General features: G+C 47.6%; 14 protein-coding genes. 6 read left to right on the forward strand and 8 right to left on the reverse strand.

What is annotated here, in order from left to right; translation table 11 throughout:
- Positions 1-222 precede the first annotated feature (222 nt).
- Positions 223-483, reverse strand: a complete 261-nt coding sequence (locus tag DDT52_RS02730; RefSeq protein WP_136155001.1) for a biofilm development regulator YmgB/AriR family protein — start codon at positions 481-483, stop codon at positions 223-225.
- 801 nt (positions 484-1,284) lie between these two features.
- Between DDT52_RS02730 and DDT52_RS02735 the strand changes: the two genes are divergently transcribed.
- A complete protein-coding gene (locus tag DDT52_RS02735; RefSeq protein WP_136155002.1) occupies positions 1,285-1,806 on the forward strand; it encodes an isochorismatase family protein in 522 nt (173 codons plus the stop codon).
- 200 nt (positions 1,807-2,006) lie between these two features.
- Positions 2,007-2,435 carry a universal stress protein gene (locus DDT52_RS02740; protein ID WP_109053219.1) on the forward strand — a complete coding sequence of 143 codons (429 nt, stop codon included), beginning with the start codon at positions 2,007-2,009 and terminating at the stop codon, positions 2,433-2,435.
- Between the two features lie 63 nt (positions 2,436-2,498).
- On the opposite strand, the gene DDT52_RS02745 is transcribed toward DDT52_RS02740, so the two are convergent.
- The 3 genes from DDT52_RS02745 to DDT52_RS02755 all read right to left on the reverse strand — a co-directional run bounded on the left by DDT52_RS02745 (position 2,499) and on the right by DDT52_RS02755 (position 3,644).
- Positions 2,499-2,765 (reverse strand): DksA/TraR family C4-type zinc finger protein, encoded by a 267-nt coding sequence (locus DDT52_RS02745; protein WP_136155003.1) that lies wholly within the window; start codon positions 2,763-2,765, stop codon positions 2,499-2,501.
- 113 nt (positions 2,766-2,878) lie between these two features.
- Positions 2,879-3,376 (reverse strand): 2-thiouracil desulfurase family protein, encoded by a 498-nt coding sequence (locus tag DDT52_RS02750; RefSeq protein WP_136155004.1) that lies wholly within the window; start codon positions 3,374-3,376, stop codon positions 2,879-2,881.
- Positions 3,377-3,458: 82 nt separating this feature from the next.
- Positions 3,459-3,644: a GhoT/OrtT family toxin gene (locus DDT52_RS02755; protein ID WP_109053216.1), complete on the reverse strand. Its 186-nt coding sequence runs from the start codon at positions 3,642-3,644 to the stop codon at positions 3,459-3,461.
- A gap of 728 nt (positions 3,645-4,372) precedes the next feature.
- Between DDT52_RS02755 and DDT52_RS02765 the strand changes: the two genes are divergently transcribed.
- Positions 4,373-4,651 (forward strand): hypothetical protein, encoded by a 279-nt coding sequence (locus DDT52_RS02765; RefSeq protein ID WP_136155005.1) that lies wholly within the window; start codon positions 4,373-4,375, stop codon positions 4,649-4,651.
- 1,196 nt (positions 4,652-5,847) lie between these two features.
- Positions 5,848-7,521: a methyl-accepting chemotaxis protein gene (locus tag DDT52_RS02770; RefSeq protein WP_136155006.1), complete on the forward strand. Its 1,674-nt coding sequence runs from the start codon at positions 5,848-5,850 to the stop codon at positions 7,519-7,521.
- 83 nt (positions 7,522-7,604) lie between these two features.
- On the opposite strand, the gene DDT52_RS02775 is transcribed toward DDT52_RS02770, so the two are convergent.
- Together DDT52_RS02775 and DDT52_RS02780 are read right to left on the reverse strand one after the other, a co-directional pair.
- A complete protein-coding gene (locus tag DDT52_RS02775) occupies positions 7,605-9,074 on the reverse strand; it encodes a PepSY-associated TM helix domain-containing protein (protein WP_136155007.1) in 1,470 nt (489 codons plus the stop codon).
- A 110-nt stretch (positions 9,075-9,184) separates the two neighbouring features.
- Positions 9,185-9,604, reverse strand: a complete 420-nt coding sequence (locus tag DDT52_RS02780) for a DUF2946 domain-containing protein (RefSeq protein WP_247595465.1) — start codon at positions 9,602-9,604, stop codon at positions 9,185-9,187.
- Positions 9,605-10,264: 660 nt separating this feature from the next.
- On the opposite strand from DDT52_RS02780, the gene DDT52_RS02785 reads away from it, so the two are divergent.
- Together DDT52_RS02785 and mdoH are read left to right on the forward strand one after the other, a co-directional pair.
- Positions 10,265-11,773 carry a glucan biosynthesis protein G gene (locus DDT52_RS02785; protein ID WP_136155266.1) on the forward strand — a complete coding sequence of 503 codons (1,509 nt, stop codon included), beginning with the start codon at positions 10,265-10,267 and terminating at the stop codon, positions 11,771-11,773.
- Complete coding sequence (gene mdoH, locus DDT52_RS02790; protein WP_136155008.1) at positions 11,766-14,315, forward strand: glucans biosynthesis glucosyltransferase MdoH; 2,550 nt, start codon at positions 11,766-11,768, stop codon at positions 14,313-14,315. The genes DDT52_RS02785 and mdoH overlap by 8 nt, the downstream gene beginning before the upstream one ends.
- Positions 14,316-14,425: 110 nt before the next feature.
- Here mdoH and DDT52_RS02795 read toward each other — a convergent pair whose 3' ends face one another.
- Positions 14,426-15,205 carry a class I SAM-dependent methyltransferase gene (locus tag DDT52_RS02795; protein ID WP_136155009.1) on the reverse strand — a complete coding sequence of 260 codons (780 nt, stop codon included), beginning with the start codon at positions 15,203-15,205 and terminating at the stop codon, positions 14,426-14,428.
- A 240-nt stretch (positions 15,206-15,445) separates the two neighbouring features.
- Complete coding sequence (gene mdtG, locus DDT52_RS02800; RefSeq protein ID WP_136155010.1) at positions 15,446-16,672, reverse strand: multidrug efflux MFS transporter MdtG; 1,227 nt, start codon at positions 16,670-16,672, stop codon at positions 15,446-15,448.
- Between the last annotated feature and the right edge of the window lie 81 nt (positions 16,673-16,753).

The raw sequence follows: 16,753 nt of genomic DNA on the forward strand, positions 1-16,753 counted from the left end.
CTAGAAATGGAATCTCCTTGATACCTTACATCATCATGCAAGAATTATTTCTCTCCCGACTTTATACCGGGCGATTCCTTATGTAGGGGGAGAAAAGATATTTACAGCATTCCGTATAGCTACATTCGCCTATTCTTATAGCCTGCTATCTATATCAGAATAATGAGAATATATCTCTTTGATAAATTTATTATTTTCATTTAAATAACATCAAGGGGCAGGTTAAATGACAAAGTCATCCTGTGTTTTATGGACGATCAGTTCCAGCAAGGTGCGGTATCTGTCCAAAATGAAAGCATCTGTTTCGATATCAATCCTGTGCAGTAGCTTTGAAATAATGGCTTTATTTGTTACTGCATCGCCACACTGGATTATTTCATCAACAATATGGCCCAGGATTGTGATGTCATTCATTTGATTTTCTGTATTTAAGTAGTCTGATACCTCTTTAGCGGTGTTCATCTGGGGCGTATCTTCATGCATTGATTATCCTCCGTAATGAGGCGTATTACCCTCATTTGCATCTGACGCGAGAGAACCATTGAAAATGGGTAAAGCCAAAATGTAGCCAGCTTGCTATAACTGATTAACTTTAGCTTATATCAGGCATAACCCCCAAATATTTTAAAATAAAACTTTGCTAAAGTGATCAAGCGAGATCGGTTGGCTAGTGATAGCAATAAAATATCAGCTTGATAAATAGATACTTGTTTTTTGAGGAAACGTTATTGTTTTGTTGATTATAAAGCCATGTTAATTGTAATCAGAGTGATCAGGAAACAGCGTGGTTCCAATATAAATGAATAAACAGTGGCTAACATTTTTGAACGCATAAAAATCAATACGAAAACTTAAATAATTTTGTTGAATGATAAATATCGTTAATCGGCATCACACTGTTTGACAAAGTATTGAATAATTTTTAACAGTTTGAAAAATAGAATGTATTTTTTCAGGTAAAGAAAACAGTGTATGAGAAAGCAACGGACGAAAGAAGTAATATGAAAACATCAGAGCAGAGTGAAACCCTCGTGTATTTCTCAATATAATGGAAAGACGCTTTCAGTGAAGGGGCGGATTCGGTAAAAAGAATCATGCCATCTGATGCCAATTTAGGGGAGTGAATTTGGCGAGACATCGGAAGCGGCGGCGGTGCAGGCGGTTTGATATTGAGTTCCTGCATTCGGAGCAGGCTAAACGCAATCCTGATGGAATAAAAAAGATGTTTGAACTCAATGTAGTGAAGTAAGGTATCCGCATCATGTGCTTGACTGGGGATGAGAAATGCAGGTTTTAGTCATTATTGACATGCAAAATGGCGTATTTACTACGCCGCGGTATCAAAGAGCGCAGATTGTTTCTCAGATTAATCAGTTATCGGCGGCGGCGCCGCGGACCATTTTCATTCAACATGAAGGGGAGGGAATGTCGGCGGATAGCGAGGACTGGCAGCAGCTGCCTGAATTAGATAGACCTGAAGGGAGTGTATTCATTACCAAAACGGCCTGCGACGCTTTTTATCGTACCGGATTAGCCGAACAGCTCGAAACATTCGGCTGTAACCATCTGATTATTTGTGGCTGTGCGACGGATTATTGTGTGGATGCGACGATTAAAAACGCCGCCAGTCGTGGTTATGCGCTGACCGTCGTTTCTGACGCACACACGACGGCTAACCGTGGAGAACTGAAAGCGGAGCAGTTGATCGTTCATTACAATGAGGTGTGGCGCAATCTTATTATTCCCGGCAATACTATATATGTAAAAACAACGCGGGAAATCCTGGCGGAGTGGGGCGCTCATTGATACCCGTATGGCATGTTGAACATTGTCTCAGTCAGAGGGATCCCGAATATAGAGGCAAAGCCGTTCATTATTTTTAAAGTAAATGGGCACCTGGATGGAACTCAAATACTGTATGTTCACAAAGGTGAACAAGATCATATTTCCCTGATGCAAGACAGACTACGCTTTTTATATGAAGGGTCGTAGAGAGAGGTGCTGCCATGTATACAACTATTTTAGTGCCCGTTGATCTTGAAGAAGAACTGTTAACTAAAAATGCTCTTGAGCATGCGGTAAGATTGGCCAAAATGTCAGGCGCTACCATCCATCTTCTCCACGCACTCCCGGATGCGTCCGCTTTCTTATCCGCCTATTCTTTCGGGATAAAAGAGTTTGAGAATGAAGCGGTCGTCAAGGCTAACGAGAAGCTGAAAGCACTGGTCAAAACCGTTGATCTTCCGGCATCTCGTTTGTCATTCAGCGTGAGTTTCGGTACACCACGGGACGAAATCTTGCAGTTGGCAGAGGAAATAAATGCTGATCTGATTGTGGTGGGATCGCGCCGGCCTGACGTAAAAACGTATCTTCTCGGCTCAAATGCCGCCGCTGTGGTGCGGCACGCGAAAACATCGGTATTGGTCGTTCGCTAGAAGGCTATCGGCTTGTGCAGGTTAGCGTTAGTCGTTGCACAAGTCGACGCTTATCCAGCCGAATTATCTTAGTTGGCTGTCTTTGCTACCACGTCGGTTATAGCCGCTGTTCTGCGTCTGCTTTTTATCAAATTGTTCCTGACACTGAATACAATAACGAACTCCCGGTAACGCATTACGCCGTGCTTCAGGGATCGGAGTGCCGCATTCTTCGCAGTGCAGGGCGCTTTCACCATGTTTCAACTGACTACGGGCGCGTGCGATCGCATCATCAACGGTCGCATCAATTTGATCCTGTACGGAACCATCATTTGACCAACCACTTGCCATGATTACCTCCAGAGAATCGAAAGCGGTATTCTTCTCAATATTGGGGATATTTTAAACGATTCAAGCGAACGGCGTGGTTTTCCAGGAGAAAATAGGCCGTTTTTCTGACGAGGTTAGCGACCGTCAGTTTCGGTAACCCGGGCGATCAGTTGGTCAATTTCCCTGTCTGAAAAAACCTCGATGCCGTGATTTCGCAGCAGTTCGGCGGTTACGCCACGACCTGAGATTTGAGAGCCATCAAAGCGTCCGCTATAGATCACATTGTTACCACAGGAGGGGCTTCCTTCGGTCAGTAATGCAAAGCGACAATCATGACGTTGTGCCATCTCCAGCGTTAACCAGGCGCCTAATATATAACGCTCGGTAACATCATCGCCTGTCGTTTCAACGACGCGCGCTCCCTGCGTGATAACGGATGTTCCTGTTGGTGAGGGGATGATTTCAGCCGGAGGACGCGGCGTAGGGAAACCTGCCGACAGTTCGGGGCAAAACATGACCAGCCGCGATTGTTGCCGCCATTGTGTCAGGTAACCTTCAACAGAGAGCCTGGCGGAGCCGTTATAGCGCACCGGGAAACCGGACAGGCAGGCGCTAATCAGAATTTTATTCATCGTTGGATCTTACACAAAAAAGATGAACGTCATAACGTTGTTGCGTTCAGGCACGCTTTCTCTTCTTTTGTCAGAGAGAGCATTAGAAAATGGAGAAGAGCAATACAACAGGGAAGCTTAACGGCCACGTTAGCCCAATCAGCAGCGAGGCAAGTAATCGGATGAACCACGATTTATCTTTGCTCAGCAATAAAGTAACCAGCATCGAAATCGCAAAACCGATGAAATAAATGAGCTTGATTAACTCCCATACGGAGTGTTGTGACACGTTTTTTTCCTTTTGTTTTTAAAACGCCTGCATTCTATGCCGTTAATATTTCATGATCAATTTTTTAACTCAACGGTTTCACAAAGAATAACGCTACGCATTGGCGCTATCGCAAGGCGTAACGCGGTTTTCATACGTCTTCCTGCTCTGTGTTGTCGTTCAGTGAATAAACGATCGGCATCATGAACTAACCGGCAGAGTCTGCGCTGGCGTTAAATGGCTTTCTGACTGAAAAGGAATAGCTGTCATGAGCATGATCGCTATGTCATGACCATTACCATGATGATGCTGTTGGTTTCGTTTAATATTATGGCTAGATTGCCTGATATTTCTGACGGGCAAGTCAAAGAAAAGATAATTCAGGCATCCAATTCCGCTTACCCGGGAAACGGCTCCTGCCCCTATAACTCTGCACGTAAGCGGCCGTCAGTGTGGTAAGCGTAGCGCCTGGCGTCGGAAGGGAGGATATCGCCCCATTTGCTATAAAAATGAAGTGACAAAAGTAATGATCGATAAATGGAAGAAGAGCAAAAGCAATTAATTTTTACTGTAGATGATAATAAGCAAACAAACTATCAGGATTGCTTTCTGAAGATGAATAGCGCTAAATAGAATGAGCAACTCATCCCATACCATATGTGACAGAAATATTAAATTTTAATTTCAGTATGGACTTTGTTTAAGGACTGTCATAGCTTAGTGTTTTATCCCACAAGAAAGGTAATAAAATGAGTGAGATATCTAGCCTGTCGTTGAAAATCCCAGTGGATTTGAAAGAGAAGATTAAAGCTGCTGCCCTTGAAAATAATGTGTCTATCAGCGCTGAAGTCAGTGCTCGGCTACTCAGAAGCTTTGATGACAGCGATACTTCATCGGTACCTTCGGTGGCGCCTGTTGATAATCAAGATACCGAAGAAGTGGCTGAATTACCGCTGACGCATAAAGAAATCAAAAAAATCAGAGAATTACTGAAAGGTAAGTCAAAGCATACTTCAAAGAAAAAGTAATTCGCCTGTTAAAGCACGTTCTGACCCTCTACTCACGCGGCGTCATAGCGTGCTATTTATTATAAAAAAAATCATATTTTGCGATAGAGATCAGTAAGGTTTTCCTGTTTTTTGCCGATAAACGCTACTCATATGATTAGTGGAGGCAATTATGTCAATGGGAACGCTGAAAGAAACGTTGGTTTTTATGCAAGATAATGGCGTGGGTTCCCATCGGTATGAGATCTACAAGAGTGACAGTAAAGGCGGGTATTTTGCTGTTATCTATATTCAAAAACATATTATTTCTGATGGCTCCACATTTGTTACCTGGATAATTGATAATTCCTGTTATTGCCTTAGATCTCACTATATTCCTAATGCCAGAATAGAATGTGAATCTCACTGGAAAGAGAATTATCGTGCGTTAAATGTTTTGTAGAAAATAAGTTTTTTAATATCGTTTTTTTATTTCCATATATCCGTTTATAAATTGGTTATTATTCATAATGGGATGAATTCCATTATGAATAATAACTATTAATAAATGTTATAAAATATTTCAAATATTTTCCCTCCCTGGTTATTCTATTATTAATAGAAAATAAGTTTGTTTATCTTGTAAATGGGTAAATTACTGGAAAATGATCGATTAAATAGATATGTAATTGACGGTTTTAAAAGAAATAAAATATAAAGATCACTGATGACGTGCCGATACTACTTTCGGTGAAAAAGGATTGAGTAGATTTACCATTTCCTTACCAGCATGGTTATTTAATATTTATATCAAGCTCGACTGATAGGTTTTCTATGCCAGTAGGTAAAAATAGTAAATTAAATGTTAAAATATGTGAATTTATTGAGGGTAAACATAAGGTGAAATGTAATTATATTGTGTGTGAATATAATTATTTCAACCGGTTTGTTTAGTTTTATAGTGAAATTCATGATTTTTATCAGTTGGTTAGGTCGTTTGGTTGTCTTCCCTCATTTTTCACCGTTGGTAATGTTGTTTAGTGGTATTGCGCCTTGGCGCTTGTTTCTATTTATCACCAAGTTTAATACATGCCAAAGCCTGTATTCATGGGTTTTTAATATAAGAAGTACATTGGAACTATAGGTACTGACCAATAACTGCATTCCGTTTGTTTTTTCGAACTAATGGCGTGCGTTGACTTTGGTGCAGATAGAAAGGACGAATAAAGGAGATTGAAATGAGTTTATCTAACTGGCGTATAGGATATCGATTAGGGGCTGGTTTTTCTTTTTTACTATTGATGTTGTTGATTGTCGGTGGGATTTCTATTTCCAAGTTGGCTGATTTCCATTACAAAATGGATGGTATTGTCTCTCAGAGTTATCCACTGACGGTGAAGGGTAATCAACTCATCGATGAGTTGAATCGATATCTCAATAACCAGCAATTACTGTTATTGCTCAAATCGGAAACTGAGATTAACAAGCAATTGGCGTTAACGAAAGAAAGCACACCCAAAATATCCGGATTGATGAATGATCTACAGCAATCGGTCAGTGATGAAAAGTCACGTGCGATTTTACAGAGTATTGCAGAGATACGGCATGATTATCTTGATTCGGCAAATAGGCTCACAGACTTGATCGTCGCCGGCAACACCGACGAAGCGTCAGACGAATACTTCAATGTTACCCGTGTCACCCAGCAAAAATACATCAATAAGGTTACAGAGTTTATTGGTGTACAGGATGACAATATGGCCGCCTCCGCTGAAGAAGTGGCTATCAGCTACAGTGAAGCCTTGATTTTGCTGATTATCATGATTATTGCCAGTGTGATAGCTGGCCTGATCATTGCCTCCCTGATTACACGGAGCGTGACTCACCCAATAAAAGATGCGCTGGTGGTGGCGGAAAATGTTGCTCAGGGCGATTTGACGTCAGAAATTCAGATTAACCGTAAAGATGAAACCGGTATGCTGTTGGCCGCGTTGCATCATATGAATACCAGCCTGCGGCAGATTGTCAGCCAGGTCAGGGATGGCGCTGAAACCATTTCAAGCGCGGCGTCACAGATTGCGGCAGGTAATCAGGACCTTTCTGCCAGAACGGAGGAGCAGGCGAGCTCACTGGAAGAAACCGCGTCATCAATGGAACAATTGACGTCAACCATCAAAAATACGGCTGATAACACCGTTCAGGCTACCGAGTTGGCGGCGAGCGCATCTGAGACGGTGCAGAAAAGCGGCGACATGATGGTCATGGTGACGCAAGAAATGCGTGGCATCAAAGATTCTTCACAGCGTATGTCGGAAATTATCGGCGTGATTGATAGCATCGCTTTTCAGACCAATATACTGGCTCTGAATGCTGCCGTGGAAGCGGCTCGCGCGGGTGAACAAGGCAGAGGGTTTGCGGTCGTAGCCAGTGAAGTTCGTGCACTGGCGCAGCGCAGTGCAACCGCCGCGAAAGAGATCAAAGAGCTAATCGATGATTCATTTCAAAAGGTTCAGGCTGGCATGGGACTGGTGGAAGAGACGGGTGTCACAATGAATTCGCTAGTGTCGAATGTGCAGGGCGTCAACGGTATTATTAGTGAGATTGCCCAGGCAAGCCGCGAGCAAAGCGATGGGATTAACCAAATCAATCTGGCGGTCGGGCAGATTGATACCACCACCCAACAGAATGCGGCATTGGTCGAAGAATCTGCGGCAGCGGCACTGTCCTTACAGGACCAGGCGCATAGCCTGACGCAGACGGTCAGTCTTTTCAAACTCGGGACCGGTTATACTGGCTCGCCGGCCGCTAAAAAACCAGAAACATCGGCTACGCCGGTTCTGCTGGCGGCGAACAGCGTGACAGTCACACGAGATAAATCGTCGGGGAATGCTTCAGATTGGGCATCGTTCTAATCTGACGAGGCCGCCATTGCATATGCAATGGCGGCCTTTCCAAACAGTCTTTACGCCATATTGATTTACCCGCTGCCCTTGCATCAGACTTTGGCGATGATTTGCCGGGCGTTGCTACGATACCAGCGAATCACATCAATGAATATAAAGATCAGTAAACTGAAACCCATAACCGGCAAGCACAAGGCTAATAGTATCGTAAAGGCTATGGCTAGCAGTCTGGGGAAAATACGGATTTGCAGCACCGCTTCCGTCAGGGTTTTTACCGGGTTGCTGCCATCACGATGGCTGGGACGGCGGATCCACCACATCCGATATCCCCACACAATCATGATACACAAACCGAGACCAAAAGCGGCCAACAGCAGTTGATTCGCCAGACCAAACAGCACGCCCATATGCGCGTCAACTCCCCAGCGGGTTAATTTGGCCGCCAGAGGAAAGGTCGTGAAATCGATGCGGTCGAGAACCGCCAGCGTGTCCGGGTTAATTGAAACGGCATCGACCTGAGTCGGCCATGAACGATCAATTTCGCTAACCGTCCAGGCGTGGCGGGGTTTTCTGGCGGGTTTTATTTCAATCTTGTCGGCATTAATACCTGCGTCTCTGGCTACAGCCAAAACCTGATCAAACATTGCCGGTTGAGTATCCACCACGGTGTCATTCATCGGCATCCGATGCTTCGCATGGGCATCAGCAAGAGGGGCGTGGGCATGGTGAGCCGTGTCTTCGGCAAGTTGAGTTTTGACCGACGGGGTTTGCCAGCCCAGTGTGCTACGCGCAACAGCAATATTGTTACCTGCCCACTGCGACCAGGTTAATCCGGTCGCAGAGAAGAAGAATATACCGATCAGAAGACCGAGTCCCATCGTGGTATGCCAATGACGCAGGCGACGTTTTTTCGCCGCAGGTGTCTGAACGCCGGTGACATTACGCCGTCTGGAGGGCGATGTCGCATGTCTGGTTGTCCACCAGATCGTCAAACCGCCTAGCGCCGCCAGCCACAGCCAGGACGCAGCAAGCTCACTGTAATTTCGCCCGATATCACCGAGTAATAATCCGCGGTGCAGGTAATCAAGCCAGGTACGGAATGGCAGTATGCCGCTGGTGCCATAAACGGTTTCGTCCCCGCGAATTTCCAAAGAAACCGGATCAACAAAGATCGCCCGACTTTCTGAAGGTCCCAGTTCTGGGGAGGAGAACATGATCCGGGTCGTTTCACCGGGCGCGGGGGACGGACGTATTGCGCTTGGCGTAGCGGCAGGATGTCCAGGCACTGCCTGAGCCGCGACGATTTGCTCCGCCAGCGAGTGTGGGGCTCCTTCACTTTCACTAAAAAGCTGGTGGGCGTACAGCCGGTTTTCAATTTGCGGGGTAAGGGCGTATAGCGTCCCCGTGAGTGCGGCGATGAAAATGAAAGGTCCAACAAAAAGGCCGATATAAAAGTGAATGCGGATTAACAGCGCTATGATGGCGGCCCGTGGTGAAACGGTGTCTGTTGCGGTCGTTCTGGGACGCGCAGTGGCTGGCGCCTGAGAATTAGCAAGCGGCATAAAACCTTCTGAAATCAGTTAGCAGAAAAATAATCAAACGGACGGTATCGCTGATGCGATATATCGCCGGGTTTGTTCTCTAATATCCCCGTGGGCTTGGCGATCGGGATTCAGAAAGGCGGCGCGCGCGGAAACGGGGATGCAAACCGTTCAACAGGAATGATGAGAGAGATGAAGGTGGGTAAACGACGATCGGATAAATAATTTGCTGCGACGATAGCCAGACTGTTGATTGCGGATAATGCGGGTGTATAAGAGAAGAGTACACAGTATCCACAAGCCGCATGATCCATCATGGATACGGGATGAGGGCCATGCGACTGACGGGGCAGAGGATTGGGCTGATGTTGTCCAGCGTGGTGGTGATGTTCAGTCGCGTTGAGTGACGCGCCGGTATCCTGCGAGTTTGCGCCATGATCGCCTGCTACCAGCGTTTGTGAAACCACTGGTGCAATGAATATGGTCAAAATGGCGAAGATACCCAGCCAGGCCGGGGATCGTCGCCGGCGCAACGCAGATAAAAACATCATTAGGGCGTTCAGTTGTACCGGACGTAGTGGCGGTACTGTACCTTATTTGCCCCTGATTTGATGACATAAATGTTTATTTGATTCTCTGGTCTGTGAGATAAGCGGGAGAGCGATTGTTACGTGCCGGTCATTACTGGAATATAACCAGGCTTAATTAAGCGGTGATGTGGTGATTTATCTGCCGTATGGTGAGACTACCGGGCTGGTGGAATATTCCTGAAGCCAGACGAGGCTGATATTTGATGATAAAGAGATTCGATATTGTACGGCATGAGATGATTCAGCACGGATTAAGACTTTTCTTATCCGGTGTCTGGGGATCAGCGGACAGCCAGATTTTTCAGACGGCAGAGGCGAGGGTTCGTCACCGTGGGATTGACAAGGATAGCCGTTTGAGATGGCTGCCTGTTTGGCGATATTCTAATGTCGGCAGGCATTATCTGCTTTTCATTTTCCGAACCTGGTTTATCCGCTTTTGGTACTCACGTTGTTTAAACGCTGACCTATTATGATGAACCATCTCTTTATCAAGTTGTCGGAAAGCTAACTTATCCTTTAATATGGATTTTAGTTGATTGAAGCACACGAACAGGGGGAGTTGTGCTGGTTAATAAATTTGGAATTAAACAGCGGGTTGCCAGTCTTCGCTGGCTTTCAGCGATGATTATGTTGTCGTTAAGTGCAGCACCGGCTTGGGCATTTTCTATTGACGATGTGGCTAAAGAGGCGGAAAAGCTGGCGGCTAAAGGTTTTGAGGCGCCGAAAAGCAATCTTCCAGCACAATTCCGTGATATGAAATTTGCTGACTATCAGCAGATTCAGTTCAATCACGAAAAATCATACTGGAACACATTACAGACGCCATTCAAACTACAGTTCTATCATCAAGGGATGTATTTCGATACCCCGGTTAAAATTAATGAAGTGACTGCAACCACGGTCAATGAGATTAAATATTCGGCCGATTACTTTAATTTTGGTTCCGTCAACCACGATCCCGAAACGGTAAAAAATCTCGGTTTTGCCGGTTTCAAAGTGCTTTATCCGATTAATAAAGTGGGTAAGGACGATGAGATTGTCAGCATGTTGGGCGCAAGCTATTTCCGCGTCGTCGGTAAAGGGCAGATTTACGGGCTGTCAGCGCGTGGACTGGCCATCGATACCGCACTGCCTTCGGGCGAAGAGTTTCCCCGTTTCCGTGAATTCTGGATTGAACGACCCAAGCAAAATGACAAACATCTGGTCATTTACGCGTTACTGGATTCGCCACGCGCGACGGGGGCATATCGTTTCATCGTTTATCCAGGACAAGACAGCGTCATTGATGTTCAGGCCAGAGTTTACCTGCGGGATAAAGTTGGCAAGCTTGGCGTTGCGCCGCTGACCAGCATGTATCTCTTTGGGCCGAATCAGCCATCTCCGACGCTGAATTATCGTCCCGCTCTGCATGACTCCAACGGCCTGTCAATTCATGCCGGTAATGGCGAATGGATTTGGCGGCCGCTGAATAATCCTAAACACCTTGCCGTCAGCACTTACGCGATAGAAAACCCGAAAGGATTTGGTTTGTTACAGCGCGGCCGCGATTTCTCCGCCTATGAAGATCTGGATGACCGCTACGATCTGCGCCCAAGTGGTTGGATCGAGCCGAGAGGAGAGTGGGGTAAAGGCAAGGTCGAGCTGGTTGAAATTCCGACTGCCGATGAAACTAACGATAATATCGTTGCTTTCTGGACGCCGGATGTTTTACCTGAAACGGGTAAACCACTGGATTTGAGATACCGTTTGCACTTCACCCGTGATGAAGATCAGTTGCATTCGCCGGATATTGCCTATGTGCAGCAAACTCGCCGTTCTACCGGGGATGTGAAGCAGTCCAATCTGATCCGTCAACCGGATGGCACCATCGCTTTCCTGGTTGATTTTGTTGGCCCGACGCTGAAAGAAATGGATGAAGCTACGCCGGTGGCATCGCAGGTCAGTATTGGCGAGAATGGTGAAATTGTTGAGAATAGCGTCCGTTATAACCCGGTGACTCAAGGTTGGCGTCTGACACTGCGTCTGCGAGTGAAAGATAATAAACAGCCAACAGAAATGAGGGCTGCGTTGGTTAATGGTGAAACAACATTGACTGAAACCTGGAGTTATCAGCTACCTGCTAATGAATAAGTCAACCTCTCCTCTCGATTATATTGAGAAATTGCCCCTGTCTGCTGAGCATGCAGGGGCTTTGCGTAAAGATCTATCGCAGTCTGGTAAAGCCGAACAGGCCGTCTTACATCAGGTATTGTCTGAAGGCGAGCAGGTCAATGGCCTGTCTGAAGAGGATGCCACGTTGAGCTCGGTGAAAACCCGTCTGGAAATGGCCTGGCCTGATGCGTTAAACGAAGGTAAGCAACTGGGTAAAGACAGAGAAGGGCGGACCACGTTGAAGGCCATGCCGACAATTACCCGAACGTCCATGTTTCCGGATATCTGGCGTACCAACCCATTGGTTCGCTGGTGGGAAAGTTTGCTGGGGCGCTCCGTACCTCCTCGTCATCATACCAGCCCTGAAGAGAGAATCGCGGAAAACCGCTGGCGTATGGTCGGAACGATTCGGCGTTATATTCTGCTGATACTGACGCTGTTCCAGACGGCTATCGCAACGTGGTACATGAAGACTATTCTGCCTTATCAGGGATGGGCGCTGATTGATCCGTTCGAAATGGCCGATCAGCCCTTGATTCGATCGTTAATGCAGATACTGCCCTATGTTTTGCAAAGCGGCATTCTGGTCCTGTTTGCCGTGCTGTTCTGTTGGGTTTCCGCCGGGTTCTGGACGGCGTTAATGGGCTTCCTGCAACTGCTGATCGGACGCGACAAATACAGCATTTCGTCGACTACGGTCGGGGATGAACCGCTTAACCCGGATCATCGTACCGCACTGATCATGCCTATCTGTAATGAAGATGTAGAGCGTGTGTTTGCGGGTCTGCGCGCCACGTATGAATCTGTGGAAGCGACAGGCATGCTTGAGCACTTTGATATCTATGTGCTGAGCGACAGTAACGATCCGGATACCTGTGTGGCGGAGCAAAAGGCCTGGATGGAGCTTTGCCGCGATGTGGGGGGAGCAGGGCGTATTTTTTATCGCCGCCGCCGCCGCCGTGTAAAGCGTAAGAGTGGCAATATTGATGATTTCTGTCGCCGCTGGGGCAGCCAATACAGTTACATGGTGATCCTGGATGCCGACAGCGTCATGAGCGGCGAATGTCTGACATCACTCGTCAGGCTGATGGAGGCGAATCCAAATGCAGGGATTATCCAGTCTTCACCGAAAGCGTCAGGTATGGATACCCTCTACGCGCGCTGTCAGCAGTTCGCAACCCGTGTTTATGGACCGCTCTTCACCGCCGGGCTGCATTTCTGGCAATTGGGTGAATCCCATTATTGGGGACATAACGCCATTATTCGGGTGAAACCGTTTATTGAACACTGTGCGCTGGCTCCGTTGCCAGGCGAAGGATCATTTGCCGGAGCCATCCTTTCCCATGACTTCGTTGAAGCGGCGCTGATGCGCCGTGCTGGTTGGGGTGTCTGGATTGCGTATGATCTGCCGGGTAGCTATGAAGAGTTGCCCCCGAATCTGCTGGATGAGCTGAAACGCGACCGCCGCTGGTGTCATGGCAACCTCATGAACTTCCGGTTGTTCCTGGTTAAAGGGATGCACCCGGTGCACCGTGCCGTATTCCTTACCGGCGTCATGTCTTATCTGTCAGCGCCGTTATGGTTCATGTTCCTGATGTTGTCGACGGCTTTGCAGGTGGTGCATACCCTGATGGAACCGCAATATTTTCTGCAACCCAGACAGTTATTCCCGGTCTGGCCGCAGTGGCGACCCGAACTTGCAATCGCATTATTCTCAACAACGCTGGTACTGCTGTTTCTGCCAAAATTGTTAAGTGTGATTTTGATTTGGGCGAAAGGCGCAAAAGCCTATGGCGGCGTGTTGCGCTTATTTATTTCGCTATTGGTGGAAATGCTGTTCTCGGTGCTTCTGGCGCCGGTAAGGATGTTGTTTCATACCGTGTTTGTGGTGAGCGCATTCCTTGGATGGTCTGTTCAATGGAATTCACCACAGCGTGATGATGACGCTACTCCGTGGGGTGAAGCCTTTGTCCGTCACGGTTCCCAGTTGGCCCTGGGGCTGGTCTGGGCCATCGGTATGGCGTGGCTGGATCTGCGCTTCCTGTGGTGGCTGTCGCCGATCGTGTTCTCATTGATTCTGTCGCCGTTTGTGTCTGTTTACTCCAGCCGTGCTTCGTTGGGGCTTGCTTGTAAGCGTGCCGGATTGTTATTGATCCCGGAAGAATACGAACCGCCGCGTGAGCTTGTGGCGACGGATGAATATTGCCAGTTGAATCGCCAACGTAAATTGGAGAATGGGTTCATTCAGGCGGTATTTGACCCTTCCATCAATGCGCTTGCCAGTGCGATGGCGACAGCACGTCATCGTTTCAGTCAGGCGATTGAAGATGTTCGCGAACAGCGCGTTCGCGATGCGCTTGGTCGTAAACCCGAAGAGGTCGGTAATAACCAGCGTTTGGCGTTACTCAGCGATCCGGTCACGATTTCCCGCTTGCATTATCATGTGTGGCAGAAGCCAGAGGAACATGCCGAATGGTGTGATTATTATCGGCAATCGCCCGCGCCTTTTATCAAGAGCTAACTTTTCTTCGCGTGCATGTAAAAAGCAACAGCTTCGGCTGTTGCTTTTTGTCATTCCTGAACCGAGCCCGGTGGGTACGTCAGTAATTAGCGGGAAATATTCGCTCAGGATTATTTTTCCGCACACACCATGAACATCGGTGTAGACGCATAGTTAACGCTTTCCACCTCATCCCATAGTTCCTGACCAACACGCGTATCCAATATGATTTTGTGATAGCCGCACGCCAGCAGAGCCTGGGCATCCCACTGCGGACGACGCTCACGGCTGAGCGGTAGTTGCCGGGCAATCGCCTCCATCGCGACGGTATCCGTATTCACGTAGTGATCGTCCAGCCCTAAATAGCGCGCGTTGGCGCGATCTTCCAGATATCCCTGACGGCTCTTTTCATCGAACAGTTGCAGATACCAGTTGGCATCAAAGTTCAGCAGTCGCCCGCCAGATGCCAGCACCCGATACCACTCCTGGTATGCCTGTAGCGGGAAGGTAAGGTTCCATGTCACATTGCGGGTGACAATCAAATCAAACTGATGGTCGTCAAACGGCAAGGTATGAACATCGGCAGAAACAAAATCCACCTGTACGCCATAGTGCGCCGCATTACCACGAGCCTGTGCCAGCATGGCTTCCGTCATGTCCACCGCGGTGACGCGATGCCCAGCCTGCGCCAGCATGACAGCAAAAAAACCGGGGCCGGTGCCGATATCCAGCACCTTCATGATCGGTTTGGCGGGGGCATATTCCTGAATTTTTTTCAGCCAGAGCGTACGCTTGGCGCTAACCAGTTCGGCGGCGTTGAGTTGGCTGTAATCGGCGGCGCGATGTGTCCAGTAGCGTTGCACATCGTGGTTTAATGTGTGTGGGGGATTATCGACAAGAAGCTGACTCACTCGGGTATCCTGTTATCCATCGTCAGGCCGCATGTGTTATACCATCAGCGCAATACCACCAGCCAAACGGAAAGGTTGTGATTGTGGTGCCAACTTATAACAGATTGACGCGTGTGATTTAACCGGAATGTATGAAATTTTCATAGAAACTCATACATTTTTGATCTGGTATAATTATTAACAATGCAAGCATACCTGTTTGCGGTATGGATTCCGGTTGAGATGGCCGTGATGAAAAAATTAATCACCCGGTAATTCAAGCTTTGATGGTCGACGTTGCAAACTTCGCCAGGAATAGATGACGTTGATCAGGACGATCAGCGCCGTTACGATAAATACCGCACGGAAGCCGTAAGTGGCTGAAATGGATGCGCCGATGATTGGTCCTGTCACGTTTCCGATATCACGAAATGACTGGTTATAGCTGAAAATTCGTCCGGCGACCTGATTGGAGGAATGATAAATCAACAGCGTTTGTACGGCCGGAAGTAGCGCGCCGTCCGCCGCCCCCAATAAAAAACGCAGTATACCCAGTTGCCAGGGATTCTGAACAAAAGCCATGGGAATGAGCAGCAGAACAGACAGAATCAGCATGGCGATGAGAACACGCTCCGGACCAATCTTATCGCCCAGTTTGCCGAGTCTGGGGGCGCTGAGCAGGGCTGACACGCCGGGAATAGCGGCGATCATGCCGCTGATAAAGGCCAGATTTTGCGTCGTACCGGCCAGATCGCGAACAAACAGCGTAAGAATGGGAGAAACCGACCCTGTCGCAACCTGAATAATTAATGTCGTCATAAATAGACTTAAAATCAGTCTGGGGTTCTTCAGGGATATCATGACCTGACGACCGCTGAGCATGTCTTTTTTACGTACTGAGGTAAAACGTTCCTGCACGAATAGCAACGTGATTAAGAAACAGATAAACAGCACGCTGGCAGTGATGAAAAAGACAGGCCGTAATCCATATATATCAGCCAGATACCCGCCGATCAGCGGGCCGATTAGTGCGCCGCTTACGGCGCCTGTTGATAGTGTTCCCAGCGCCCAGCCACTTTTATTGCGCGGAACCTGTGTGGCGATCAGGGCGTTTGCATTGGGAACAAAGCCCCCCAGAATGCCAAGCGCAGCCCGGAGGCACAGGAATTGCCAGATGTTTTGCGCCCATCCCATCAGGATCATGACAATACACATACCTAATGCTGAACGCAGCAGCATCAGTTTGCGGCCTTTGCGATCGGCCAGCCGTCCCCAGAAGGGGGAGGCGATGGCGGAAAAGAGAAACGTAATACTGAAAACAATTCCGGACCACATGTTCAGCGCGCTATGGCCCGTGATGCCGAGCTGTTCGATATAGAGGGGGAGAAACGGCATGACAAGGCTGAATGCGGCACCGGTGAAAAAGCAACCCAGCCAGGTGACATAAAGGTTGCGCTTCCAGTCAATCGGTTCCGTTTCTGGTGTCATAATTTTCCGAATATGTTATTGCTATTTTTAGATGAGAAGCGAGCGATAAGGCAAAAATATTGCATAGCAGGTAATAAATTC

Source organism: Brenneria roseae subsp. roseae (genome assembly GCF_003115845.1).
Lineage (GTDB): Bacteria > Pseudomonadota > Gammaproteobacteria > Enterobacterales > Enterobacteriaceae > Brenneria > Brenneria roseae.

Excerpts from the sequence above, each read along its gene's own strand:
- DDT52_RS02730 (WP_136155001.1), bottom strand. The coding sequence starts at position 483 with ATGCATGAAGATACGCCCCAGATGAACACCGCTAAAGAGGTATCAGAC.
- DDT52_RS02735 (WP_136155002.1), top strand. The coding sequence starts at position 1,285 with ATGCAGGTTTTAGTCATTATTGACATGCAAAATGGCGTATTTACTACG.
- DDT52_RS02740 (WP_109053219.1), top strand. The coding sequence starts at position 2,007 with ATGTATACAACTATTTTAGTGCCCGTTGATCTTGAAGAAGAACTGTTA.
- DDT52_RS02745 (WP_136155003.1), bottom strand. The coding sequence starts at position 2,765 with ATGGCAAGTGGTTGGTCAAATGATGGTTCCGTACAGGATCAAATTGAT.
- DDT52_RS02750 (WP_136155004.1), bottom strand. The coding sequence starts at position 3,376 with ATGAATAAAATTCTGATTAGCGCCTGCCTGTCCGGTTTCCCGGTGCGC.
- DDT52_RS02765 (WP_136155005.1), top strand. The coding sequence starts at position 4,373 with ATGAGTGAGATATCTAGCCTGTCGTTGAAAATCCCAGTGGATTTGAAA.
- DDT52_RS02770 (WP_136155006.1), top strand. The coding sequence starts at position 5,848 with ATGAGTTTATCTAACTGGCGTATAGGATATCGATTAGGGGCTGGTTTT.
- DDT52_RS02775 (WP_136155007.1), bottom strand. The coding sequence starts at position 9,074 with ATGCCGCTTGCTAATTCTCAGGCGCCAGCCACTGCGCGTCCCAGAACG.
- DDT52_RS02780 (WP_247595465.1), bottom strand. The coding sequence starts at position 9,604 with ATGATGTTTTTATCTGCGTTGCGCCGGCGACGATCCCCGGCCTGGCTG.
- DDT52_RS02785 (WP_136155266.1), top strand. The coding sequence starts at position 10,265 with ATGATTATGTTGTCGTTAAGTGCAGCACCGGCTTGGGCATTTTCTATT.
- mdoH (WP_136155008.1), top strand. The coding sequence starts at position 11,766 with ATGAATAAGTCAACCTCTCCTCTCGATTATATTGAGAAATTGCCCCTG.
- mdtG (WP_136155010.1), bottom strand. The coding sequence starts at position 16,672 with ATGACACCAGAAACGGAACCGATTGACTGGAAGCGCAACCTTTATGTC.